Below are 24,118 nucleotides of genomic sequence, written 5' to 3' on the forward strand. Positions count from 1 at the left end.
TGTTTACCCTCTCAAAATTCGTTGGAGCTCTCCCAATTTTTTTACAATCCCTCCTTCAAGCCCCCCTTTTCCATCTTCACCAATCAACTTCTCCAAAATCACCTTCGGCTTTTCGTATACGATCTCTTCAAATACCTCATTGCGGTATTTGGAGTAGCTTAGGTCATAGTCAGCTTCTTTTATCTCCTTCTTCAGTACAAAAAAGTGCTTGCCTTCGCGGTTATTTTCCTGTTTCGGGTCGCGGTTTTTGTATTCGGTTACGATGTCCTGCAGGTCGCCGTAGCCTTCCAGCTTATTTCGCTTATCGTCCAGGCTATAGCCATCGGCCTGCATATCGTAAAACCAGACGTTTTCGGTTTCGCCGCCTTTGGTAAAGATGAGCAAGGCGGTACTGACCCCGGCGTAGGGCTTAAATACCCCGCTGGGTGCGGTAATGACGGCTTTAAGTTCGGAGTCTTCAATCATGCGCCTGCGGGCAGCCACGAAGGCCTTGCTGGTGCCAAAAAGTACGCCCTGGGGCACCACTACCGCGGCGGTGCCGCCCATTTTGAGCATGTGGTATATACGCTCTATAAACAGCAGCTCGGTTTTGGTGGTGGGTAGTTCCAGGTCTTCGTGTATATCGCCCTTGTCTATATTACCGGTAAAGGGCGGGTTGGCCAGCACCACATCGTACTCCGCGCTTTCGTTATAGCTTTTACTCAGCGTGTCCTTATAGTCTATGTGCGGGCGGTCTATGCCGTGCATCATCAGGTTCATAAGGCCCAGACGCACCATGGTGCCATCTATGTCATAGCCATAGAGGCTGTCCTGCAGTATCTTCTTTACTTTTTCGGTAAGCAGGGCGCTGGTGCTGCTACGGATAAAGCCGTCTTCGTCGGGCTCGCGCTTATCTTTGTCCTTGTCCAGTTGGGTTACCAGGTACTGGTAGGCACCCAGCAGGAAGCCACCGGTACCACAGGCGGGGTCGGCTATGCGCTGGTCAAGCTTGGGGGCCACCAGCTCTACCAGTAGTTTAATGATGTGGCGGGGCGTACGGAACTGCCCGTTTTTACCGGCAGAGGCAATTTCGCTGAGCAGCATCTCGTACACATCACCCTGTATGTCCTGGAAGGTTTGCCTTTTTGTACCCTGTGAATCTTTTTCTATTTCTTTAAATATCTCATCTATTTTGGCAATGGCTTCAGTAAGCAAAGACGGTTTTTGAATAATAAAAACAGCATTGGCCATATGGCGGGCAAAGGGAGAGTCCTGAGGGTTTAGCGTCTTCAAGAAAGGAAATACGTACTGTTGTACATGTATTAGCATATTCCTTTCTGGCTTTATGTATTTGAAATGGCTCCAGCGCAGGGTTTTCTTGTCTATACCATTCTTTTTCTCCCTTTCGTCCTCTTCTTTCAGATAAAAAGTACCCTCAAAGCGAGATACATAGGCGTCACCATTAATTCGGGCATTAGCCTCAGCCTTCTGATCATTCTCATCAAGCTTTTTCATAAAGAGCAGGTAGGTAATCTGCTCTATGGCGGTGAGGGGGTTAGAGATGCCCCCACTCCAGAATTTATTCCAAAGCTCGTCTATTTTGGCGGCTATCTGCGGGTTGCTGTTGAGTAGGCTCATTTATGCGGCAAATTTATCGGTTAAGTCTACAAGTTCTTTAATTTCGGCATCGGTAAAAAGCCCTGTTAATCCCTTGGGGTGCATATCGGCAAAGGGGGATTCTGTAAGATTACGCCTTTCAATGGCACCCTGTTCGATGATATAATCGCGCAGCAGATGCAGAAACTCAATCTGCCTGCTGCTCAGGCTGGTATGGGCCTGTATAAACTGCTGCACGGCCCGGCTCACCTGCTCATCAAAGCTCTCGAGTATTTCGATGCCCAATATATGCTTTATAAACTGGATAAAGCGAGCCTTGCGGTGCTTGTATACTTTTCTGAGCAGGTTTTCGGTTATGTGGGGGTCTTCCTGGTACAGGGCCTCGGCCAGGCGGGCGGCCTCTTCCTCGCTTACGAGCTCACCCGCTTTCAGCTTTTGCAGTATGGGGTTGCGGCTGGTAAGGGCGGCTATTCTGGCCTCTACCATTTCGCGGTAGCGGCTTATGCTCACCGCCTCGTTTTGGGGGCCAAACTCGACCATTTCTTTGGTATGCAGAGGGTCGAAAAGGTTCAGTCTGGCCTGCTCTTCGGTTCCGCGTGGCTCCTGGCGGTACCTGATCAGGGGGGCTATGGTGTCATAGAGTGCATCAAAGCCGGCATCGTCTATGGTGTCCCAGTAGGTCTCCGTCTGCACCTGCCGGATAAAGGGGGCCTGCCGGGCCACCATGTTTATGCTCAGGGGCAGCTCGCTTACCAGGGTAATGATGTTTTCTTTGAGCGTATCAAACTTCCGAGTCTCCTGCGCCAGGTGGGCCAGGGAGGTTTCCAGCACGTCTTTCTCAAAACGCATGACCCTAAAGTCTACCTGGGATATGGTGCGGAACAGGGGCTTAATAGTATTATGCAAAAAATGGATGTTCTCCTGGCCGGGGTGCTGCCAAAAGGCATCGTCCTGTACCGTAGCCAAGTCGGCGGCGGCTTCTTTTATGGTTATGGACTCGGGGGGCAGTTGGGCGATAAGCTGCCGGAGCTTATTGATCTCTTTTCGGGCGATATCCTCCAGGCCCATATCGGTAGCCAGGGCTATTTTGTCTATGCGTATACCGGCCAGGCGCACGGGCAGGGGTACCTGGGGGCTTAGTTCTTTGCCTTTGGGGGTGAGCTTAAAGTAGTCAAAGTTATCCCAGCAGTCCATAATCAGGAACATGTCCTTTTCGGGGCACCAGGGCCGTAGCTTTTGGGGTTCGAGCAGGCGGGTGCCGCGGCCTATCATCTGCCAGAATTTGGTGTAGGAGTACACCGGCTTGGCAAATACCAGGTTCACCACCTCGCGAATGTCCACGCCGGTGTCCAGCATGTCCACACTTATCGCCACGCGGGGCATATCATTATACTTAAACTGATCCAGCAGGCCACCCTTGGGGTACACCCGTGGGTCGTCTGACACGAGTACCTTAGCCAGTTCCCCGCCGTATTCGGGGTACAGGGCATCGAAGATCTCTTCTACCCGCCGGGCGTGCGCTTTGGTCATGCAGAAGAAGATGGTTTTGCCGGGCAGCACACCGTCGGGGTCTTTGATGCACTCCTCCATAAACTCCTTTACGATGGTGACATTGGTGCCCCTGTTGATTACGGACTTTTCGAGTTCGGAGCCTTCAAAGTCAATTTCTTCTACCTCTTTGCCTTGGTAAATGAGCTTTTTTTGGTCTTCGAGCGTTATGGAACGCCTGTTGATGCCCTCTTCCTGGAAGCGGGTGCGGATCTTCATGACCTGAAAGGGGCTCAGGTAGGGCGGCAGGTTGTTCAGGGCCTCTTCGTAGGCATAGGCAAAGGTGGGCAGGCCGTCCTCACAGTCAAATAGCTCAAAGGTATTGTGGTCTATCACGTCCGTGGGTGTGGCGGTGAGGCCGAGGGTAATGGTATTGAAGTACCTGAGCACTTCGCGGTAGGTATTGTATATGGAGCGGTGGCTCTCGTCTACCACCACCATATCAAAAAAGTGCGGCGAGAGGGCGGGATCGGGGTCCTGTATGATATTGAGCATGGTGGGGTACGTGCTCACATACACATTGCGGTCTTTGGAGATGGACATCTCGCCCTCTTTGGGCCACCGGGGGGTATCGGGCATATGCTCCTTAAAGGCATCCACGGCCTGGTTGCGCAGCGCAATGCGGTCTACGAGGAAGAGGACGCGCTGCACCCACCCGGCCCGCATGAGGGCATCTATGAGGGCGATGGTGGTGCGGGTTTTGCCGGTGCCGGTGGCCATTACGAGCAGAAACCGCCGCCGCTTCTCTTCCAGAGCTTCCATTACCTGCCGTATGGCCTTTATCTGATAGTCGCGCCCGGCTATGTCGGTACTGATAAGCTCAGAGGCCAGGGGCTTGCGGTTCTCGCGGATGTGCCGGAGCCGCTCCAGGTCGTCGCGCGTGGGGTAGCCCACTACCTGGCGGGGCGGGTAGTTGCCCAGGTCCCAGAAGTAGATGGTGTCGCCATTGGTATAGTAGCAGAAAGGCAGCGGCCCGTCATACTTTTGCTGTATTTGGTGGCAGTACTGTTTGGCCTGCTCGCGGCCCTGTTCGGCATCTTTAGTCGCGCCTTTAGCTTCTATTACCGCCAGGGGCTTGCCGTTTTTACCAAAGAGTACATAATCGGCAAACTTACGCTTTTCGTAAGGTGCAGCAGGTTCAGACACAATGCCATCGCGGCTTTCGCTTGGAGGGGTGTGAAGTTCTTGGGCTACCTGCGTGCGGTCGTCCAGGTTCCACCCTGCCGCGGCCAGTTGCCGGTCTATTTTTTCTTTCCTCGTTTGTGCTTCGTTCATGTACTTGCCCCTGCTATTGTGTGATCCGCTTTATGCCTCGTCTGTTGCCTGGTTATCTGCCTGTTATGCTATATTTCTTATACCTGGTGCTATGCCTCCATTACGCTACAAATGGACACAGAATGCCGTCAGTGGCTAAAATAGCAGTTTACAGGAAATAGGTCGAAGTTTTTTGGAGTTTTTTGGGGGAAAGAAGTAGCTATATGGAATAAGTAGAGCAAATGGCTACGGTTTGCGAAGGGGTTCAAACCCCGCAGTATTAAAGCTTATCTTTATAATAAAACAACCGGAGGTTTGCTATCCAGTGCATTCTCTCTTAATTCACTTAAGGGCTTACCTTTATAGAAAAATCTGGAAAATACATTTACCGTACCTGCACCAAACCGATGAAAGTAAAACACGTATGTACGCATGTATAACTGGTTTAAAGATTTAGCTGATATTTCTTCAAAAAAGTCAATCGTACTGTTATCACTATAATAGCTTACCAACCGGCACTTGGCGTCAAATAGCTCCGATGATTTTGGCCGTACAATTAAATAGAGGTCTTCCTGCAGTTGAAGTGAAAAAGTGAATTTGACGTTTTCCTTTTCACCCTGCTTTTTTAGGATAGCAGACGAAATAGAAAAAGACAGCATTTCTCCGGCACTTAACAACCTTTTATAAGTATAGCGTTTTTCTGCAGCGTACTCTTTCACCTTTTGTAGTTTCTCTTGTGCCTCTATGTTTTCTTCTTCTGTATAGATAGGATCTTTACTTATAATATCATCTTCATTATCAAATACCAGAATGACCTTAGCTCTTTCATTAGGAATAATTCTTTTACTCGTTTTTTCATCAAAGAAATGACCATACCGATATTTTGCCTTGAATGCTTTCATATTATTAATCTTAAACTATAATTACTCATAATAATTTAGGCATCGTTCCATTCAGACAATATTATCAATTCCCTTTTAAACTCTTCTGATGATCTCTTGCGTTTTTTTAGGCCAAAAGGAATACTAGGATTAGGAATACACACCTATTAAAACTAGGACTACATTGAACTTATAAAAGTCAATATCATTCATTTTTGTAGTAGATCATTCACACACAAAACAATTCGCCCTCAGCCTGTCTTCTCCCCTCTTTTTCAGCTTGACACGGCCATCTACCTGAACTTCGGGATTTTTGAAATCACAGAATGCTTTGAGGTCTATTACTTTGATATGGGTATTGAGGGCATTGAAGTAGTCGGGGTTATTATCAATAGAGTCCTGCAGTTCAATTTTGCCAGGCTTGCCCGCCACATTTAGGAATAGTAGGTATTCATTTCTACTCTTTTTAAATATCGCCGCAGGTAGTGAGTCCTTTAATTTTGCATAGTAATCGTAAAGCAGGTCTTCGTCGCTAGCTATATCTCCAATCTGGTATACCCATCGCTCATCACGCTTAGCGTGGTATTCCTGCTTTTCTTTTTCTCTTTTTTCTACTCCCTCATTAATAGCTGAGACTCCTAGTTCTACCATATCTATTGCAGTCTCCGCGTAAACTTCGGTGTCCGACTTCCGAGGTACTGAAGCTTCCTGAACATTTTCAGGTGCTGGCTGCCCCCAGTCAATGCCCAGATATGAAGAGACTGCTGCTATAAAGACCATGGCCAGGAGGGTATTGACTACCGTCTTTTTGTCGCCACTGAAGAGGTTTTTGGTAAATGTGGAGACTAATTCTTTTTTGAAAAGTAGTATGAGCGTCGCGCTACCGCCAAGAAGAGCGAAAATGCTATACAGTTCCATAATACAAGCTGATTTATAAATACTCAGCTATAAAATTAAATTTTTTTAACGGTATTAGGGTAATTAGCTTTACCTGGAATGTCGCTATGGTGTGACGTGTTTGCCATTTTTGAATGATTTTAATGGAAACAATTATTTAACTAGCTAAAAATCAATAGCGATTTACAATCTTGGATAGTAAATAAGCCAAAAACGGCAGGTAAGTTATCGCATATCATTTATCAAACTGGTAATAAGTAAGCTTCCATAAATAGCCTCTTCAAAACACCACCTCCTCCCCCTTTCCCCCTCCCCCAATTTGTAGCAGAGAAATCTGTAGCAAAAAAAAATGCTACAGACTTTCGTGCTACAGGTTTGTAGCACATTTTTGCATTTCTAAACTTTGTGCTACAAAATGAAGGCAAATAAAAACATGCTCACGGCGCTCAGGAAGCAGGCCAACTGGACGCAGTCGGACCTGGCAGGCTACCTTGGTGTGCACCGCAGCCTTGTATCCCTTACGGAACTTGGTGAACGCACCCTCCCAACGGAGGCCCTGATAAAAGCCACCAAGCTGCAGCAATATCTGGACAGCGAGAAAGACCCTGAACCGGATGAGAAAACCACAGCCCTGTTGGCAAGGATGGAAGCAGAAGCAGCGGAAGAACTGGCGCGCCTGCGAAAGGATGCGGACTACGAGCTGCAGAAACTAAAGCGAGAGCTGGCCGAAGCGGAAAAGCTGCACGAGGAGGCGCTGCAGACGCTGAAGCGGCTCCCCCTCCTTCGCAGCTATATGGAAGATGAACCGGCCGGCATCCGTAACCTGATAGACCTGCAGGAGTATAAGGCCCTCAAAAAACTCCGCATACACCCCCCTAAAAAGCTGGTACAGCTTAGGGTGAGGATCAGAGAGCTGGAGGAAGGGATGAAGGGCTGAGCGGCTGGTAGTGCCCAAGGCACAGCTCCATTGGGGGTAAAACGGGATGCTGGAGGCGGACTAAGGACTACTCAATAACCCAATAAATTTCTAAAAAAAATAATAACCGCTCCCTCAACAGAAGCAGCTTATATATCTCTACAGGCTATAAAATTACCAGCCCAAGTAGTAGTTTGAGTCTAACCAACTAGGTCTTTTAAGGCCAATGTGGTCTTCCAGCATGTGTTCTGTTACGCAGATGGCGCCTTCTATCCAATTTTGCAGGTCAGCCTTGTTTTGGCTTTATGCTAAAAAGATGACGTCCCGATGTGCTGGTTATAGAATTTGCCATTTCTGGCTGAACCTACACAATTGTGCGGCACTCCAACATAATAAAACTCCCTTTGTCCCTTGGTTACACCTGCTGTGAGGCCTGTCGGCGGGGGAAGCTATTTGCCGCGAGGGCCACTACCCTACCCTTGCCGGTGGTTTGAGGCCGCTTCCTGCGTGTAAGGATGTTCTCTATCTGCGAAAGGTTTGTTCTGAGTAAATCAACTTTCAGCCGCATCTCCTCTATTTTCATTTGTTCGCGGGCCAGCGCTGCGGCGTTGGGGATGTTGATGCCGTAGTAGCGCTGCTTTTTTAGCCTGGAGGCTGCCAGGTCAAGAGCTGTTTTTGTCTGATCCTGCAGGGTGGCCGGCGCTTGGGCACGCTCCAGGTGGGCATGAATGGCGGCAGCGCTTTGGTATTGCTGCTCCAAGTGTTCCATGTTCAGGCGGTGCAGCTTGTGCTTCAATGTCTTCTGACTTAGGAAATGGGCCGCCTGCATGGCCTTACGCTCCAGCTCATAGGCATGGGTAAAGAATCTGGCCCTGAGGTACGCCAGGTCGCTCGTCTCCATCTTACGGTAGCGGGGATTCAGCCTGATTACTTTCGCCTCGCTGGCAGGCGCAGGCTTCTGAGGTTCCGGGGCAGGAATGGGTTTGCCCATGGCCAGGCATGCCAGGTGCTCTGCGGACTGCCCCATCAGGCGTTCCAGCTTTCTTATCGTGCTTACCCGCGGGCGGTGCGTGCCGCTCTCTATCTTACTGATACTGCTTTGGTTAATGCAGAGTCTTGTAGCCATCCTACGCTGGCTCAACCCCGATTGCCTGCGGGCATATATAAATAGCCTGGCTTCCGCCGTCACTGCTTCCATTTTTTCATCATTTAAGTTCGCTATCAATATAACGTAAAAAGCGATGCGTTTTGTGTTTTTTGTGATGAGGGGATGCGTTTGGGGCTGGGCTGAGCATTCTCTATTTGAGCGAATGGATGTCAACCTAAGGTTTGGTAGGGGGCGATCCGAAAACTTTTTGAGTTACGGCCGGACTGGTAGACGGTTCTTCCAGCTTTCGATTCGGCACAGAGGCTTCTGTGGACATTATACTTTGAAGTACCCTCAGAAGCCGATTCCTTTTTTATGACAAACACCTTATGACATTATTTTCGAGATAAATTTTTATCACAGTTGTACATATGACAAAATGAGAAGGGTAGCCGGCAGTCTTACTAATTACCCTGACTCTGCAAGTCGGCTTTTTTTAAGAGGCTGATAAATTTCATTCCATCTATCAGGAAGTTATAAGGCCTCCCCTATTTCCTCCCGTCCAAAATTCTCCTAATTTTGCCCCACACTTTTTACGCTAGAATATGTCGGACAACCCCAAGTCACTCAATTTTATAGAACAGATCGTAGCGGATGATCTGGAAGCAGGATTAGCTAAGGATAAGCTACGTTTCAGATTTCCCCCCGAGCCTAACGGCTACCTGCACATCGGGCATGCCTCGTCCATCTGCCTCAACTTCGGGCTGGGTGAGCGCTTTAATGCGCCGGTAAACCTGCGTTTTGACGATACGAACCCTGCGAAAGAAGAGCAGGAGTATGTGGACGCGATTAAGAGAGACATTGAGTGGCTGGGCTTTCAGTGGGCGGAAGAGTGCTATTCGTCTGATTACTTCCAGGAGCTGTACGACTGGGCGGTGGAGCTGATCAAAAACGGCAAGGCCTATGTAGACGAGCAGTCTGCCGAGGCGATGGCGGAGCAGAAAGGCACGCCGACCACACCGGGTACTAATAGCCCCTACCGCGACCGTAGCGTGGAGGAGAACCTGGACCTGTTTCAGCGTATGAAGGACGGCGAGTTTGAGCCGGGTACTTATGTGTTGCGTGCGAAGATAGATATGGCTTCTACGAACATGCTTATGCGCGATCCGCTGCTGTACCGTATCCTTAATAAAGCCCACCACCGCACAGGCACGGACTGGTGTGTGTACCCTATGTATGACTGGGCACACGGGCAGTCGGACTATGTGGAGCATGTGTCGCACTCGATCTGTACGCTGGAGTTTAAGCCTCACCGTGAACTGTATGACTGGTTTCTGGACCAGATCGCGGACAGTGAAAGCCTGCGGCCGAAGCAACGTGAGTTTGCGCGCCGTAACCTGAGCTATACCATTATGAGCAAGCGTAAGCTGCTGCAACTGGTACAGAGCGGCACGGTAGCGGGCTGGGACGATCCCCGCATGCCGACTATTTCTGCGCTGAGGCGCCGGGGGTATACGCCTGAGTCTATCCGCAAGTTCAGCGAGGTATCGGGCATTACGAAGCGGGACAGTGTGACGGATGTTTCGCTGCTGGAGTTCTGCATCCGGGAAGATCTGAATAAGCGGGCTACGCGGGTGATGGGTGTGCTGGATCCGGTGAAGCTGGTGATCACGAACTACCCGGAGGGTAAGGAGGAGATGCTGGAAGCGGAGAATAACCCGGAAGATGCTAAGGCGGGCACGCACGAGCTTCCTTTCTCAAGAGAGCTTTACATAGAAAGGGAGGACTTTAAAGAAGAGGCCAACAGCAAGTACTTCAGGCTGACAATAGGTAAAGAGGTGCGCCTGAAGAGTGCGTATATCATTAAAGGGGAGTCTGTGGTAAAAGATGGGGATGGCCATATCACGGAGATACACTGTACGGCGGACCTGGACTCACGGTCCGGAAGCGGTACGGAGGCAAGCCAGCGCAAGGTGAAAGGCACGCTGCACTGGGTGTCTATCAAGCATGCGATTAAAGCCGAGGTGCGTGAGTACGACCGCCTCTTCCTGGATGAAGCACCGGAGAGCCACGAGGGAAAAACCTTTATGGACTTTATAAACCCGGACTCACTGAAGGTGATCAAAGAGGCTTACCTGGAGCCTTTCCTGCAGCAGGCGAATATGGATGATAAGTTTCAGTTTCAGCGCCTGGGCTACTTCACGCTGGACAAGGACTCAACCGCTGATCACCTGATCTTTAATAAAACGGTAGGCCTTAAAGATACGTGGACGAAGCAGCAGAAGGCGCCTGCACAGCAGCAAAAGGCTCAACCAAAAGCGAAGCAGCAACAGATGCCGGAGCGCAATGCCCTGAGTGAGATACAGAAGATCAGTAAGAAATACACGAACCTGAGCGGTGACAAGCTGGCCAAAGCACGTGCGAGCATCATGAACCTGGCAGAGGGGGTATCTTACGAAGAGCTAAAGCCTCTGTTCGGCACCTCGGCCAAGAAGACGGGTACACGTATAGGTGTCATGCTTACGCTGGGGGTACTCCTGAACAAGGGGCTGGTCCGCGACTCGGAGATAGATGCCTATATTGAGTCCGGTCTGGAGGATGGCAATGACCTGCTGGTGGAAGAGGCGAAGGCGCTGGTGAAGGGGTAGGATTTGGGGTTTGGTGCTGGCGCGGAGCTGGGTGCCAGGCCCGCCGGGATGCCGGTCCCCATCAGTCAGCTGACTGATGGGGAATTTATGCTTTAAAGCAGTTTTGATGTATAGCTTTGTAGTTTAGCTATTCCCTTCATTTTCAGGGTTAGGGATGTATTCTGCAATTTCCCGCCGGAAAGGCCCGCCCCTGGTTCAAAAAATACTGTGGCTTTTTTGAACCGTCCCCTCCCGTCAGTTGACGGGTGGGGAATTCGAGGTTACGCAGTCACCTATAGTTCCACCTTTCAGTCTACTAGTCGCCAAGTTAAGGATGTATAGGGCTTAAAAATAGCACGTTATAAATTCCCCGCCCTGGGGGCGGGGACCGGTTGGAGAAATTTCGAAGAAATTTTGCCAATCAGGTTTGGACCGGCATTCCGGCGGGGGCTTATAGAATCCGTGCTACCACCCACAAAATTCCTTTCTCACAGTGAAGCTGAACTAAGCACAACGCTATTTAGGAAAAGGGAACCTTTTGCTGAATTTTTCTACTTAAAAGCCGCTACTCTAATAGACTCTAATATCCCCTCCGGATGGAGAAAGACGGTATCATTCTCAAAGCGGAGTACGGTGAAGCCTAGTGATTCAAGCTTTTTATCTCTCTCGTAATCTGCTGTATTGACGAGCACATCATTATGGACTTCTCCATCCAGTTCGATGATCAGTTTGGCAGACTCACAATAGAAATCCACAATGTAGTTAAGGATGCTAACCTGCCGGCGAAACTTAAGCCCGTAGGCCTGATTTTTTCTTAGTAAGGTCCAGAGAGTTGCTTCGGCGGAAGTGGCATTATTACGCAGTTCTCTCCTGCGCTCCCGCAAATGTGGCAGGTATTTCATAGCTGGTTTTTGTTGGTAATTTTATGCGGTTTTGATGAGATATGGAAGTGTAAATGGCAATTTGTGCAGGGCCCGCCCCTGGTTTGTTGAAAACATTCTGTTTTTAACAAACCTGTCCCCTCCCGGAAGGTGGGGAATTTGAGGTTACGGAGTCTCTTATAGTTTCCATCCCTCGGGCTACCAGCCGCTAAGTTAAGGGTCTATAGGGCTATTAAAATAGCACGTTAGCCATTCCCCTCCCGTCAGTTGACGGGTGGGGAATAAGACATTGTGCTATTTATAAGCGGTATACATCAAATAATGCACTGCCTCAAATTCCCCTATGGGGCCCATAGCCGTCAAGCTAATAATTTAAACAGCTAAAAAATAGCAAGTTAGCAATTCCCCACCCTTTGGGAGGGGACGGTTCAAAAAGTAACACAGTACTTTTTGAACCAGGGGCGGGCCAGGCCTTCCGCCGGAAGTTTCCAACCCCTACACCACCAAACAGGCTTTTTCCCTGGCGAGGCTTATGGCTACTTTGCTGCCTGCATTGAAGTGGAGGAAGTCGGCTTCTATGCCGTCGCTGAAGATGACGCCTCGGGTGGGCATCTTTGATTCTATCTGCAGGCTTTTGTCTTTGGTGATGAGGCCATAGCCGAGGGTGGCCTGGGTGACTTTACTGCGGAAGGGTTCGCGGACTACGAACACGAGCTTCTCTGCTTCCCAGTCAAGGGTGAGGCTTGCCATGCTCCTGTCCGGCAGTGCCTGCTCGCTGAGGTTACAGGCCATATTGAATACGGAACTGAGCCACCCGGTGCTGCCCGCACCGGTGGATATGATAATGCCGCTGCTGGACTGGTTTTCTACGAGCCCGTCATAGCTGATGGTGTAGCGGCTGGACACGTGGCTTGCCGCACCGATGTAGAAGTCATTGAATGCGAGTAGACGCTGCCCGTCGTTCAGCTTTGCCTCTGCCATGGTTACTCTTTTTACCTTGTAATTGTCTGCCAGCACATTTTGCAGGGTTGAGGGCAGCTTTTCGGGTGTGTGGGGGAGTAATATGCCATCGTACTGCTGGGGGTTGGGGTTTACGCCTATTATTGGCAGGTTGTTTACGTACTTGGCGGTATTTGCCACCAGGCCATCCTGCCCAATCACGATGAGCAGGTCCGCCGGCGTAAAGATGTAGGTAGGCAGTAGTGCTCTATCCAGCACCTTGTACTTGAGCCACCTGGCTACTGTATCCTGCACCTGCTTCAGGCTCTGGTAAAACACCTCATGCTCCTGCTCATACAGGGGAAAGTCCTGCCCGCTGCGCTCTATGTAAAAACGGGCCTGGGCCTTAGAGTTAAAGCGCTCAATGAGCTGCTCGAGCCTGGTTTTATCACGTATGATGATGGCTTTATCTATTTCCATGGTGTGTTTAGTTAATGGGTTTTGCAGTATAAAGTATTGTGTTAAGCCTGCTTGAAGTGACCCTGAGAGCTTTGTAGTACAGCTATTCCCCGCCCTGGGGGCGGGGACCGGTTGGGGAAATTTCGAAGAAATTTGCCAACCAGGGGCGGGGCCGGAATTAGAAGTTGCCGAACTGGCTGCATAGGGATGCATGCTGCAATTTCCCGCCGGGATGCCGGTCCAACCCTAGTCCAAAAAATGCTGTTGCTTTTTTGAACCATCCCCTCCCAGAGGGTGGGGAATTTACCTGGGTGCTAAAACGGCTGTCACCTCGCGGTTTTCATGATGCTGTCGAGCAGGTCGGGTGTGATGTTCAGCGTGCCGATCTTGTCTGCATTTTCTGCGAGCTCGCGAAAGGCGAGGGCGATGTTGTCTTTTGCCTGTATGCCTTTGCTATTTATGGCCATGAGGGTCTTCCAGTCCAGCTCGCGGTAGGGTCGTAAAGAGGCGGTAAGCACATACTCTTTTACATCGGCTTCTTTTTTCTCATTCTTTACCCGCAGGTCTATGAGCTTCTGCTTTTTCTCTTCCAGTGCAATGCTGCCTGTCATCTTCATGGCGCGAAGTTTCTGCTCGTTATCCTGCTTCACTACTTCGGTTTGCATCTGCTTTTCTGCAATCTGGCGTTGCTTTTCTTCTACGGCTATTTCGGTGTTGAGCTCACTTTCCCTGATGGTGCGCTCCTGCTCTACGGCAAAGTTGCGACGCTCGTAGATGGCCTGGTCAGCTTCTTTTTGCAGGCTCTCACGGGTTTGTGCTTCGAGTGCGCGGGCCATTTCGGGATTAGGGGTAACTGCCAGTACGTTTACGCTCATGATCTCGAGCCCCAGCATCTTTATGGTTTTGGAGTTCTGCACCTGCACCATAATGTTCTCCTCTATCTCCTTCAGTTGCCTCAGCGCCTCTTTTATACTCATTTTTTGAATAATATCGGCGCTGGCGGTCTGGGCTTGGTTGATGATTCTTTGCTGGATCTTTTCGGGGTCGTCTTTGAGGTACCGGCCCTTGCTGTCTACGGTAAAGTCGAGTATTTCTGCGAGTTGCTTAGGGTCTGTCACTTTGTAGGTGATCTGCCCCTGTATGGTGACTTCCTGGTAGTCGCGTGTGGTTTCTTTAAAGGCAAACTGGTAGTCGTTACTTTCGAGGGGTATGGCGACTATAGAAGCGTTTGGCGCCCAGTAGAAGAAGGCGAGTCCCCTGCCCTCTTTGGTGATGTTACCATTCTGATAGAGCATGACATAGTTCATGGAATCGAACCTGACGTAATTTAATCCAAACATGGCGCTATTGATTTTAAATGAATATGCTATTTGTGTATTGTTTACGCAAATACTAAAACAGGGATTCGCTTATGGGGATATATTTGTGTGAATTTTACGCAAATAGGTTTAACCCTCTCTCTGTCAGTGAGAAAAATTTCAAGGGGAAATGGATGGGGAATGAAGCGGGCTTATATCTCGAAGAGGATGCCTTCTTTCTTCAGTTGAAAGTACCTGTCTTTATTAAACCGGAAGAGGTTTGCGGGCCGCCCGGCGCCACGCGATACTTTCTCGTCCAGCTCATCGAGCAGGCCATAGCTAAGGATCTTTTTGCGGAAGTTACGGCGGTCAATATCTCTGCCCAGGAGTGTGCTGTAGAGGTTTTCGAGGTCAGAGAAGGGAAAGCGCTCATCCAGGAGTTCAAATCCGATGGGCTCATAGGTGATCTTGGCCCTGAGCCTTTTAAAAGCGGTATCGAGTATTTCCTTATGGTCAAAGGCGAGCTCAGGTAGCTCTTGTATATCAAACCAATTGGCTTCCCGCGCATCGGTAGAGGCAGATAGCTGGTGTGTATCCGGGCGCACGAGCCCGAAGTAGGCCACGGACACAATTCGCTGCCGGGGGTCGCGCTGCGGCGCCCCGAAGGTGTATAGCTGCTCGAGGTAGCCTGCCTCTATGCCTGTTTCTTCCTGCAACTCACGAAGCACGGCTTCTTCGAGTGATTCAGTGGTTTGCACAAAGCCGCCGGGCAGCGCCCACTGGTCTTTGAAAGGCTGGTACTTTCTTTTGATGAGTAAAACGGAAATGCGTGGCTCGGGCTCATAGCCAAAGACCACGGCGTCTACAGTGAGTTTAATGGATTGGTCGGGCATAATTGCGTACAATATACGCAATTCTTGTTTGCTGGTTTCCCTCCACAGCACGGAGTATTTACAATGCCGCATCGCGGCAAAAACCCAAACTTAAAGCGCTATTCCCGGCCCTCGAGCCGGGATCCGCTGGCAATACCGTAGGCTTTTGGCTTAAAGCGGCCCCTGGTTAGTAGCTGAACAGCTAATACAGGCTTTTTGGTGACTTGGAGCATAAACCGACCTTCGTGCACATGCGAAGTTCAACTTCGCGTAGGTGGCAACCACGGGGTACAACCCCGCGGTAGTTATTAGGTGAAAGCCTTCAAATTCAGATAATACCAGCAGTTTAATCCAGTCGGTTGCGACCCCAGCTCCGTAATGATCATCTGAGGCCTATTCATACACCTCAGGCCGACCCTCCAAGGAGGGTAATTACCTCTCAGCAATTCTCAAATTGACGGCTATGACCCTCGAGCCGGGATCCACTGGAAATACCGTAGGCTGTTGGCATAAAGCGGCCCCAGGCAAATAGCTGAACAGCTAATACAGGCTTTTTGACGACTTGGAGTATAAACCGACCTTCGTGCACATGCGAAGTCGGACGCGACCCGGTCAGGCGCGACCCGGTCAGGCGCGACCCGGTACCAACTTCGCGGAAATGGCAACCACGGGGCCGAACGCGGCCCGGTCGAACGCGACCCGGTCAGGCGCGACCCGGTACAACCCCGCGGTAGTTACGAGGAATGCAAAATTATATTTTAAACAAAAAGAAAGAGGCTGCCTTGTGAGACAGCCTCTATGCTAATGATTTTATAGGTGCTTAGTCTACTTTTATTACTTCCGCCTGGCCGTTGAGGTCCAGTTCTGTGGCGGGATCACCTATGTAGTTCACCGTAGAGTTGCCTACGCCTTCTACTTCCAGGTAATCGGCTGCCCATATGTTAGTTTCGGTATTGCCGTTTACGCGAGCATTCACGCGTAAGGTGGGAAGTTCAAAGGTGTGTAACTCTGAATTACCGAGGCTGCGCGTTTCATGGGTCTGGGTCAGAAAGTAACTCACGAGGTTATCAGTATCATCCCTGTATGCTATCACTGAGTCATTACGGACTTCAATGAAGGGGGCGAAAAGGAGGTATTCGTTACCAGCCTCTGCATACACTAAATAATGATCTTCCAATAGGACGACATCGGGTTGGTCGAGGTAAAGTGTATCTTCGTTAAAGGCGGATAGCAGGCTGCTGAAATACATGCGGCTACCTCCCTCGCGGCGGGTTACGAGGTTGCGTATTTTCATATCATCAATACGGAGTACGCTGTTTCCCTGGGTTTCTATCTCCAGGTAGTCCAGCTCTGGTGACTGTTCAAAGTAGACTTCTTCATTCCCTCTTACTACCAGCTTGCGGAGGTTATCAGGATGTGTATAGATAATGACGCCACCGCTGCCATCGCCCTCCAGGTGCAGTTGGCCATTTTCTATGTAGTAGCTTATCTTATCATCCATATCCTCATCGGAGGTTATTCTTACCTCGCCGGCACTTATGTTATCTGCTACTTCAAAGCGCGCAGGCACATTAAATAAGTGGATATCATCTATATCACCGGGTCTCAGGGTTACATCGCGTCCGGTTATCTCTGCGGGGTTATCATCGTTATTGTCTGGTGCGGCCATGTGACCGTCATCATCACTACAGGAAAAGGCTAATACAGACAGGGCCAGAAGCCAGATATGTTTGTATTTCATGAGAAACAAATTAAAAAATTGTATTTTACCTATGTGTTCCTCTGTTTTCAAGGCTTATAAAGGGTTTTGGGTATAATAACAAGCAGAAGGGGGTGGATTGTTATAAATACCGGCCAAGGTGAGGTGCTCTATGGCCCCGGCTACCGGAAGTATTGTGAGAGAATATTGCAGATAAGTGTTTTATGCTCAGTTGCTTACGGGGGGTGGCGTGCAGGGGGGTAAAAAAATGGATAAATGCTAAAGGTGAGGGACCTGAAATATCCTGAAGGTAGCCCCAGGTCTCTGCTAAAAGTAGTGAAGTACGGGGAAAAATAAGGCGGCCACCCCTGATGACCTGGGGTGGCGGCCTGCTTACCATCTGAAATGGCCCAATTCTGAGACTATTCAAATATCAGCAATACCTATCAGACTGAATGTAACTTAGGTCACATTCGGTATCGGATTATCTGACTACATTTAATGTTTATTTGCAGGGACTAATTGATTATTATTGCTCCTGAAATATAACCAGATGATAATGAGAAGTTTGATTCTGCCAGCGGTACTTGTGGGCTGTTTACTTACTGCGGGCTGTCAGCAGCAGGCGTCTAAAGCCGAGGGCACCGAAGGCATTTCCACCACTATTATTCCCCACGAGGCTTTACCTGTAAAGGTGGCGAAACCGGAGGAGTTTGCCGGTCTGCTGGCAGATGAAACCGATGCTCAGATAGTGGATGTGAGAACTGAAGGCGAGTACTCCTCAGGCCACCTGGCTGGCAGCATGAACATAAACATTGCCTCCCCGGACTTCCATGGGGAAGTAAGCAAGCTGGATACAGAGCGTAAGATATACGTGTACTGCGCCATTGGCGGCCGGAGTGCACGCGCGGCTGAGATGATGGCTAACATGGGCTATGAGGTGGTGGATATGAATGGGGGTATTACTGCGTGGAAGAGCGAGGGCAGAGAAACCACGACGGAGTAAACTGATAGCATTGGATATAGTAAAGGTCATAAAAGACGGCTACCAGGGGTATGCTAATTACCTGTGGGAGGAAATAGCTCATCCACAATGGCACAGCTATTTTTACTGGCTGGTGGGTATCTCGCTGTTTTTCCTGGCAGTAGAGTGGCTGCGGCCATGGCGCAAAGATCAGCCACGCTTCCGGAAGGACTTCTGGCTGGATGCTTTCTACATGTTCTTCAATTTCTTTTTGTTTTCACTGGTCATCTATAATGCGGCATCAGAAGCAGTGGTGTATCTTTTTATAGAAGGGCTTGCCAGTGTGGGTATTACTAACCTGGTGGCCTTTGAGGTGATGTCGTGGCCTGTATGGGCCCACCTGCTGGTAGGCTTTGTGGTGCGTGATTTTGTGCAGTGGTGGGTACACCGTCTGCTGCATGGGGTACCTGCCTTGTGGGAGTTTCATAAGGTGCATCACTCTGTGGAGCAAATGGGTTTTGCTGCTCACCTGCGGTATCACTGGATGGAGACGGTGGTGTATCGAACGATCGAGTATATTCCGCTGGCACTGATCGGTATAGGCCTTCGGGACTTTTTTATCATTCATATTATTACGCTTGCGATTGGCCACTTTAATCATGCTAATATCCGCCTGCCTCTGGGCCCTTTAAAATATCTATTCAATAACCCTCAGATGCACATCTGGCACCACGCGTATGACTTGCCGGAAGGGAGAAAGCACGGGGTGAACTTTGGCATTACGCTAAGCCTGTGGGACTATCTCTTCGGGACTACTTATATGCCACATGAGGGGCGGGACATCAAGCTGGGATTTCCGGGGGTGGAGAGGTTTCCGCAGGGGTTTATTAAGCAGAACCTGCATGGTATTACTAAGTTAAATAGCAGGGTACCTGAGGAGAAGCATGTAATTAAACGAGTGTAAATTGAATATATATACTATTTTATCAGGTCAATTTATTCTTTATGATGAGGGTGTTATTTTTGTTTATGAAAAAGTAATAGGTTTTACCGGGAATTAGGGCAAATTGCATTAAAGGTGGTGAGGGTCACACATCTGAGGCAGATTATCTCCACTTTATGAGAGTAAATCCCCGTTTTTTATGGCTTTTTGTACCGTTTTGCGGGTTTCTGGTCATTCTCATCCTTCTTGGCTATCAATATCATGTTGATACACTTTATCAAAGGTTAGTAAACCGTAATACTTGTTCCCTGGAGGCGAAAAAGATATTTTTACAGGTCTTTCTATCTTCTGCTGTATCTGATATATTCTATATTGGTAATTCAGATATCCCTACCCGATTAATAAAACGCCCTGATAGTAACTCTGCTGCCTATCGTGATCTGACTCTTTTTTCTGAAGCTGCCCGCCGGTATGACCAATTGAGAATATTGGATACGACGGGGCTGGAATTTATAAGGATCAATTATGAAAACGAACGGGCTATCATCATTCCTAAAGAGGAGTTACAGGATAAAGCTCACCGGTTTTATATGCAGGATGCACCAGAGCTGGATTCAGGTGAGATGTATATTTCTCCTATTGACCTGAATGTGGAATATAAGCAGGTTGAATACCCCCATAAGCCGGTTATCAGGCTTATCATGGAGATAGAGGATGGACAAAGCAAGGGCTATCTGGTGGGCAATATTCTACTGAAAAAGTTTTTTAAGGATCTGGCCGTGGTGGATTCTATCTCAGCCACTTCCTTTATGCTGCTTAATGGTAATGGCTATTGGCTGAAAAGCCCGGAAACATACCCTTCTTTCGCCTTTATGTTTGAGGATAAACAGGAGGAAAATATGGGAAGGTACTTTCCTGAGGCATGGGGGTATATTCAGGCCAATGAAAAAGGCGCATTTTATGACGAAAAGGGCCTGTTTGTATTTGAGAAGGTTAATTTTATTGACCTGCTTGAGGATATCCCCGCCCTGGCCCCTAACGAGTATTTGGTGCGGGACGAAAACAACTTCATTCTGGCCACCTACACCGACCCGGAAATACTGAGGGGTGTCATACAGCAGGACCGGTCGATCCTTTACACGGTGTTGCTGGGGATTATTTTAATTACGGCATTACTGGCATGGGTAAGGGCAAGAGCAGTACATAAAGATGTCCTAGCAAAGCAGCGCCTCAAAGAGAAAAAAATAAAACTTCAGAAGCTGGTGAATCAGCTTTCTTCGCGCAATTTACAGCTAAAGGAGTTTAACCGGATCGTTTCACATAACCTGCGGAGCCCGGTAAACAACCTTAATTTACTATTGGATCTATTCCAACAGAGTGACGAGGAGAATGAAAAAGAGCTTACGATGAAAAACCTGGTGGCTGTTTCCGGCTCTTTGCAGAGGCTGGTGGTGGACCTGGGCGAGACACTAAATGTGCTTGATGGGGATGATCTGAGATCAGAGGATTGTAGCCTGACCAAAACGCTGGAAAAAATTAAAAATCTTGTTAATGTAGAGGTTGAACGAACAAGAGGGGTTATCCATTCTGATTTTTCTGCCTGGGACCTTATTCATTACCCTGCGCTTTATCTGGAAAGTCTGTTGCTTAACCTGATAACCAATGCTATTAAATACCGCAGCCCGGGCCGGCCCCCCATTATACATATCACATCGTTTTACAAGAATGGCTATAAGGCTCTTTCTGTGGCGGACAATGGATCTGGCATTGACCTGGAAATACATGGGCATGATGTTTTTAAATTGCATAAACGGTTTCATCCAAATAAGCCAGGCAAGGGGATCGGCTTGTTCATGACCAAATCCCAGACGGAGTCTCTGGGAGGTAGCCTAGAGGTAGCCAGTGAGAAAGGGAAAGGTTCAGTGTTTACGGTAATCTTTGATGACCCACTATAGCAGAACCGAAAGGCTATTTCCGGGATAGTAAGCAGACAGGCTCCTGCTTCTGTACCCTATACCTTTGTTTAATTTTCGGCTTAACAGCCCGATTGTTCCATTTTTGAAAGGATAGGCTTAACTTCGTGGCTTTCCACATAGTATTTAGTAAATGAAAACAGCAGAGATCCATACTGATAGAGGCGTTATGAAAGTCGAATTCTTTGATAAAGACGCGCCTAACACCGTCGATAACTTTGTGAAGCTTAGCAAAGAAGGCTTCTACGACGGACTAAACTTTCACCGGGTTATCCCTAACTTCGTGATACAGGGTGGCTGTCCTGACGGGACGGGTGCCGGGGGACCTGGCTACTCGATCGATTGTGAGTTAGATGGTGATAACCAGTATCATGATCGCGGCGTACTGAGCATGGCTCATGCGGGGCGGAATACAGGTGGCTCGCAGTTCTTTATCTGCCACAACCGTGACAATACACAGCATCTGGACCGTAACCACACGGTATTTGGTAAGGTAGTGGAAGGTCTGGACGTGATTGACGACATCCAGCAAGGTGATAAGATCAATAAGATCGTTGTAAATGAGGAGGCGTAAGGCTTGCTTATTACTACACTGCTCTAAAAAGAAAAACCTCCCAAACGGGAGGTTTTTGCTTACTGCTATATGAAGTAGAAAAGATAGGGTTTGTCTGATCAGGGACAATAGTTATCGCCGTCGCAGCCTGTGTAGGTTCGTGCGCAGGGGCTTCCCCAGAAACGCCCGCAGGTATAGCCGCCATATGTATCCGAACAGGGGTCGGGGAGGTTTCCGCCCTTGATTGTTGGGAAGCTTTTTAGCCCGATCTCTTTCAAGCTTAGTTTTTTCTTTGACATGGTTGACAAGGGATGAATTATTGACCTGACCCAAAGGTAGGGATTTGCCTTCTCAATGCTGTTTCATTGCTTTTAAGGCTTTGTGATGTAATGGCTAACTTGCCTTTACGCGCTTAACCTTTCCGTAATCATCCGCGACCATCATGGTTGCATTTTTTGCTTTCCTCACCGGCAATGGCTCTGAGGTCATGCAGCCACTCCCCTACGGGGGCTCTATTTGTCAAGTTAAGGGCTTATATTATAGCTTATCATAAGGTTGGGCACTTATTACAAAACAGGATAACCAACTAACATGCTGTACGGGGGGTATAAGCTCACATAAATAGTAAATACGGGACCGGACGCGACCCAGTTAAACACGGCCCGGTCAGGCTTGACCCGGTCGGACGCGACCCGGAACAACCCTGCGGTGGTATGGGAAAAGTTAGTTTAGCCAACGTGGCCTGCCATAATGTCGACGCCGCTCCCTGAAGAGAAAAAATGTGTCACCTTTTTCCTGCTGTCCCTGTCAGTTAGCTGATTAATGGGAATGGATAACAGGCTATTTTTGAGTTGTTTACATTCTTGACTTGACGGCTATACCTCACCGGATGGCTGTATTACCTCATTGTGATTGGGCTACTAATGACTGCCTCGATTAATGGTGATCGATCATACTATTATTCAAAAATTCTCTACATTAAAGGTTGGTTCTTAACTCTGTGCCCACCGGGACAAGCCGCGATGAATCGCGCCTCTACGATTCTTTGCCTACTTAATACTTCTATTATTCTATTTCACCATACTCATATGATTGTGCCACGTTACCACTTACTTCAAACCTTGGGGTTCATGAAACATTGCCTCGGTTAATGTGTCATTCTGTTATTCAATTATTCTCTTATTCACTCATTCCTTTATTTAATAGTAAGTCATGCCCCAGTCTTCTCTCGAGCGACTGCTCGGTCTTAAAGAAGCGACCGCGATTGTCATCAATCGCATTATCGGTTCTGGTATATTCCGTACTCCGGCTCCTATTTTTGCCATGGTGGGATCTGTGGCGCTTTTTTATGAGGTTTGGATCATTGGGGCGGTAGCTACGCTTTTTGCTGCTTTTTGCTATGCTGAGCTGGTAGCGATGCTGCCCCGGTCGGGCGGCCCGTACGAGTACCTGAAGGAGGCCTACGGGCCTAAGGTGGCTTACCTACGTGGCTGGGCTATGTTTTTTGTGTCTGAGACCGGGGCTATAGCCGCGGTAGCTATCTTCTTTTCTGAAACACTAAGTAGTGTGCTGTTTCAAACGGTCAATCCCTTTTCTGTTATTATGCTATCCGTGGCCGTGGTGTGGCTGCTTAGTTACGTGAATAGCCGTGGGGTAAAGCTCAGCGGCGCCCTGCAAAATATATTCAGCCTGGTGAAGGTGGCTGTGCTCTTACTGGTACTTATTGCCTGCTTTTCTGATGGCTTTATGCCGGGGAGCTTCCAGTATGAGGCTGAAGATAAGGGCGTGTGGGGGACAATATTGGCTATAGGGGCTGCGATGCGTTATACCTTTTTTGCCTACAGCGGCTGGGAAGGGGCTACGTATGTGGCTGAGGAGGTAAAAAACCCCGGAAAGAACTTACCTGCCTCACTTTTTATCGGGATAGGCGTGGTGTTGCTGCTTTACTTGCTGGTGAACACAGGGTACCTGAATATACTGGGAGCTGCGGGCGTAGAGGGTGCTGATGTGGTGGCCGTGGATGCGCTGGTGGCTGCCCTGGGCGTGGCTGGCGGGGCGGCAGTGGGCATGGTTATTATGGCGAGTACTTTTACAAACCTTAACAGTCAGCTATTCGTCAAAAGCCGGACGTGGTTTGCGATGGCGCGTGACGGCCTGTTCTTCCGCAGACTGGCGGAGGTTCATCCCCGTTTTCATACTCCTAATAAAGCTCTCTATGCTCAGGCCTTCTGGGCTTCGGTGCTGATCTTGTTTGCCGGCTTTGCGGAGAGTGCTTATGAAATGGTTATTGACTTTTTTTCCTTTACCTCCTCTATATTCAATGTTCTTACCCTGCTGGCGTTGTATGTGTTAAGGAAGAAAATGCCGGCTATGCCGCGTCCTTATCGTGCCTGGGGTTATCCTTATACTCTTATCATTGTGGTGGCTATATACGTGGCCTTCATGATCATAACGCTGATCACTGCTTTCTGGCCTTCTATGATGGGTATCGTACTTACGCTCAGTGGCCTGCTTTTCTATCACAGGTTTAAGGGTAATGACCTTGCCTGAGGAGGCATAGCTGTCAAGCTAAGGGTGTAAGTAGCTTAAAAATAGTACATTAGCCAATCCCGATCAGTCATCTGACTGAGGGGAACGATTCGCTAACCAGCGAAATCAGGGGCGGGACTGGCCTTAGAATTGACCGTAACCGGCTGCTTTAAAAAGGATTCTGCCAGTACCACCGAAAGCC

17 protein-coding genes are annotated in these 24,118 nt (G+C 48.9%); 7 read left to right on the forward strand and 10 right to left on the reverse strand.

Translation table 11 applies throughout. The features are described from left to right. Positions 1-3: 3 nt before the first annotated feature. The 4 genes from AB9P05_RS19250 to AB9P05_RS19265 form a co-directional block, all read right to left on the reverse strand. The gene (locus AB9P05_RS19250; protein WP_371910465.1) at positions 4-1,617 is read right to left on the reverse strand and encodes an N-6 DNA methylase; all 1,614 of its coding nucleotides are present in this window, start codon (positions 1,615-1,617) and stop codon (positions 4-6) included. Beyond that, positions 1,618-4,419: a DEAD/DEAH box helicase family protein gene (locus AB9P05_RS19255; RefSeq protein ID WP_371910466.1), complete on the reverse strand. Its 2,802-nt coding sequence runs from the start codon at positions 4,417-4,419 to the stop codon at positions 1,618-1,620. Positions 4,420-4,691: 272 nt separating this feature from the next. Then, positions 4,692-5,300 (reverse strand): hypothetical protein, encoded by a 609-nt coding sequence (locus AB9P05_RS19260; RefSeq protein ID WP_371910467.1) that lies wholly within the window; start codon positions 5,298-5,300, stop codon positions 4,692-4,694. A gap of 204 nt (positions 5,301-5,504) precedes the next feature. Then, positions 5,505-6,197 (reverse strand): hypothetical protein, encoded by a 693-nt coding sequence (locus tag AB9P05_RS19265; protein ID WP_371910468.1) that lies wholly within the window; start codon positions 6,195-6,197, stop codon positions 5,505-5,507. A 394-nt stretch (positions 6,198-6,591) separates the two neighbouring features. Here AB9P05_RS19265 and AB9P05_RS19270 point away from each other — a divergent pair, with 394 nt between their 5' ends. Beyond that, positions 6,592-7,113: a helix-turn-helix domain-containing protein gene (locus tag AB9P05_RS19270; RefSeq protein ID WP_371910469.1), complete on the forward strand. Its 522-nt coding sequence runs from the start codon at positions 6,592-6,594 to the stop codon at positions 7,111-7,113. Between the two features lie 394 nt (positions 7,114-7,507). Here AB9P05_RS19270 and AB9P05_RS19275 read toward each other — a convergent pair whose 3' ends face one another. Next, positions 7,508-8,290, reverse strand: coding sequence for a multiprotein-bridging factor 1 family protein (locus AB9P05_RS19275; protein ID WP_371910470.1), 783 nt, complete (start codon positions 8,288-8,290; stop codon positions 7,508-7,510). A gap of 494 nt (positions 8,291-8,784) precedes the next feature. Between AB9P05_RS19275 and AB9P05_RS19280 the strand changes: the two genes are divergently transcribed. After that, complete coding sequence (locus tag AB9P05_RS19280) at positions 8,785-10,827, forward strand: glutamine--tRNA ligase/YqeY domain fusion protein (protein WP_371910471.1); 2,043 nt, start codon at positions 8,785-8,787, stop codon at positions 10,825-10,827. Positions 10,828-11,357: 530 nt separating this feature from the next. Here the strand turns inward: AB9P05_RS19280 and AB9P05_RS19285 are convergent. From AB9P05_RS19285 to AB9P05_RS19305, 5 genes are all read right to left on the reverse strand, one after another. After that, the gene (locus tag AB9P05_RS19285) at positions 11,358-11,708 is read right to left on the reverse strand and encodes an endonuclease domain-containing protein (protein WP_371910472.1); all 351 of its coding nucleotides are present in this window, start codon (positions 11,706-11,708) and stop codon (positions 11,358-11,360) included. Positions 11,709-12,182: 474 nt separating this feature from the next. Next, on the reverse strand, positions 12,183-13,106 hold the full coding sequence (locus AB9P05_RS19290; RefSeq protein ID WP_371910473.1) for a sugar kinase: 924 nt from the start codon (positions 13,104-13,106) through the stop codon (positions 12,183-12,185). Between the two features lie 305 nt (positions 13,107-13,411). Then, complete coding sequence (locus tag AB9P05_RS19295; RefSeq protein WP_371910474.1) at positions 13,412-14,425, reverse strand: SPFH domain-containing protein; 1,014 nt, start codon at positions 14,423-14,425, stop codon at positions 13,412-13,414. A gap of 170 nt (positions 14,426-14,595) precedes the next feature. Further along, on the reverse strand, positions 14,596-15,276 hold the full coding sequence (locus AB9P05_RS19300; protein WP_371910475.1) for an NUDIX domain-containing protein: 681 nt from the start codon (positions 15,274-15,276) through the stop codon (positions 14,596-14,598). Between the two features lie 799 nt (positions 15,277-16,075). Beyond that, positions 16,076-16,996, reverse strand: a complete 921-nt coding sequence (locus AB9P05_RS19305; protein WP_371910476.1) for a GIN domain-containing protein — start codon at positions 16,994-16,996, stop codon at positions 16,076-16,078. A gap of 517 nt (positions 16,997-17,513) precedes the next feature. Here AB9P05_RS19305 and AB9P05_RS19310 point away from each other — a divergent pair. From AB9P05_RS19310 to AB9P05_RS19330, 5 genes are all read left to right on the forward strand, one after another. After that, positions 17,514-17,960: a rhodanese-like domain-containing protein gene (locus AB9P05_RS19310; protein WP_371910477.1), complete on the forward strand. Its 447-nt coding sequence runs from the start codon at positions 17,514-17,516 to the stop codon at positions 17,958-17,960. Between the two features lie 10 nt (positions 17,961-17,970). Next, a complete protein-coding gene (locus AB9P05_RS19315) occupies positions 17,971-18,882 on the forward strand; it encodes a sterol desaturase family protein (RefSeq protein WP_371910478.1) in 912 nt (303 codons plus the stop codon). Positions 18,883-19,037: 155 nt separating this feature from the next. After that, complete coding sequence (locus AB9P05_RS19320) at positions 19,038-20,816, forward strand: ATP-binding protein (protein ID WP_371910479.1); 1,779 nt, start codon at positions 19,038-19,040, stop codon at positions 20,814-20,816. Positions 20,817-20,967: 151 nt separating this feature from the next. Further along, a complete protein-coding gene (locus AB9P05_RS19325) occupies positions 20,968-21,408 on the forward strand; it encodes a peptidylprolyl isomerase (protein WP_371910480.1) in 441 nt (146 codons plus the stop codon). Between the two features lie 1,191 nt (positions 21,409-22,599). Further along, positions 22,600-23,937, forward strand: a complete 1,338-nt coding sequence (locus tag AB9P05_RS19330) for an APC family permease (RefSeq protein ID WP_371910481.1) — start codon at positions 22,600-22,602, stop codon at positions 23,935-23,937. Positions 23,938-24,118 lie beyond the last annotated feature (181 nt).

It is taken from the genome of Roseivirga sp. BDSF3-8, from assembly GCF_041449215.1.
In the GTDB taxonomy this organism is placed as follows: domain Bacteria; phylum Bacteroidota; class Bacteroidia; order Cytophagales; family Cyclobacteriaceae; genus JBGNFV01.

Excerpts from the sequence above, each read along its gene's own strand:
- AB9P05_RS19250 (WP_371910465.1), bottom strand. The coding sequence starts at position 1,617 with ATGAGCCTACTCAACAGCAACCCGCAGATAGCCGCCAAAATAGACGAG.
- AB9P05_RS19255 (WP_371910466.1), bottom strand. The coding sequence starts at position 4,419 with ATGAACGAAGCACAAACGAGGAAAGAAAAAATAGACCGGCAACTGGCC.
- AB9P05_RS19260 (WP_371910467.1), bottom strand. The coding sequence starts at position 5,300 with ATGAAAGCATTCAAGGCAAAATATCGGTATGGTCATTTCTTTGATGAA.
- AB9P05_RS19265 (WP_371910468.1), bottom strand. The coding sequence starts at position 6,197 with ATGGAACTGTATAGCATTTTCGCTCTTCTTGGCGGTAGCGCGACGCTC.
- AB9P05_RS19270 (WP_371910469.1), top strand. The coding sequence starts at position 6,592 with ATGAAGGCAAATAAAAACATGCTCACGGCGCTCAGGAAGCAGGCCAAC.
- AB9P05_RS19275 (WP_371910470.1), bottom strand. The coding sequence starts at position 8,290 with ATGGAAGCAGTGACGGCGGAAGCCAGGCTATTTATATATGCCCGCAGG.
- AB9P05_RS19280 (WP_371910471.1), top strand. The coding sequence starts at position 8,785 with ATGTCGGACAACCCCAAGTCACTCAATTTTATAGAACAGATCGTAGCG.
- AB9P05_RS19285 (WP_371910472.1), bottom strand. The coding sequence starts at position 11,708 with ATGAAATACCTGCCACATTTGCGGGAGCGCAGGAGAGAACTGCGTAAT.
- AB9P05_RS19290 (WP_371910473.1), bottom strand. The coding sequence starts at position 13,106 with ATGGAAATAGATAAAGCCATCATCATACGTGATAAAACCAGGCTCGAG.
- AB9P05_RS19295 (WP_371910474.1), bottom strand. The coding sequence starts at position 14,425 with ATGTTTGGATTAAATTACGTCAGGTTCGATTCCATGAACTATGTCATG.
- AB9P05_RS19300 (WP_371910475.1), bottom strand. The coding sequence starts at position 15,276 with ATGCCCGACCAATCCATTAAACTCACTGTAGACGCCGTGGTCTTTGGC.
- AB9P05_RS19305 (WP_371910476.1), bottom strand. The coding sequence starts at position 16,996 with ATGAAATACAAACATATCTGGCTTCTGGCCCTGTCTGTATTAGCCTTT.
- AB9P05_RS19310 (WP_371910477.1), top strand. The coding sequence starts at position 17,514 with ATGAGAAGTTTGATTCTGCCAGCGGTACTTGTGGGCTGTTTACTTACT.
- AB9P05_RS19320 (WP_371910479.1), top strand. The coding sequence starts at position 19,038 with ATGAGAGTAAATCCCCGTTTTTTATGGCTTTTTGTACCGTTTTGCGGG.
- AB9P05_RS19325 (WP_371910480.1), top strand. The coding sequence starts at position 20,968 with ATGAAAACAGCAGAGATCCATACTGATAGAGGCGTTATGAAAGTCGAA.
- AB9P05_RS19330 (WP_371910481.1), top strand. The coding sequence starts at position 22,600 with ATGCCCCAGTCTTCTCTCGAGCGACTGCTCGGTCTTAAAGAAGCGACC.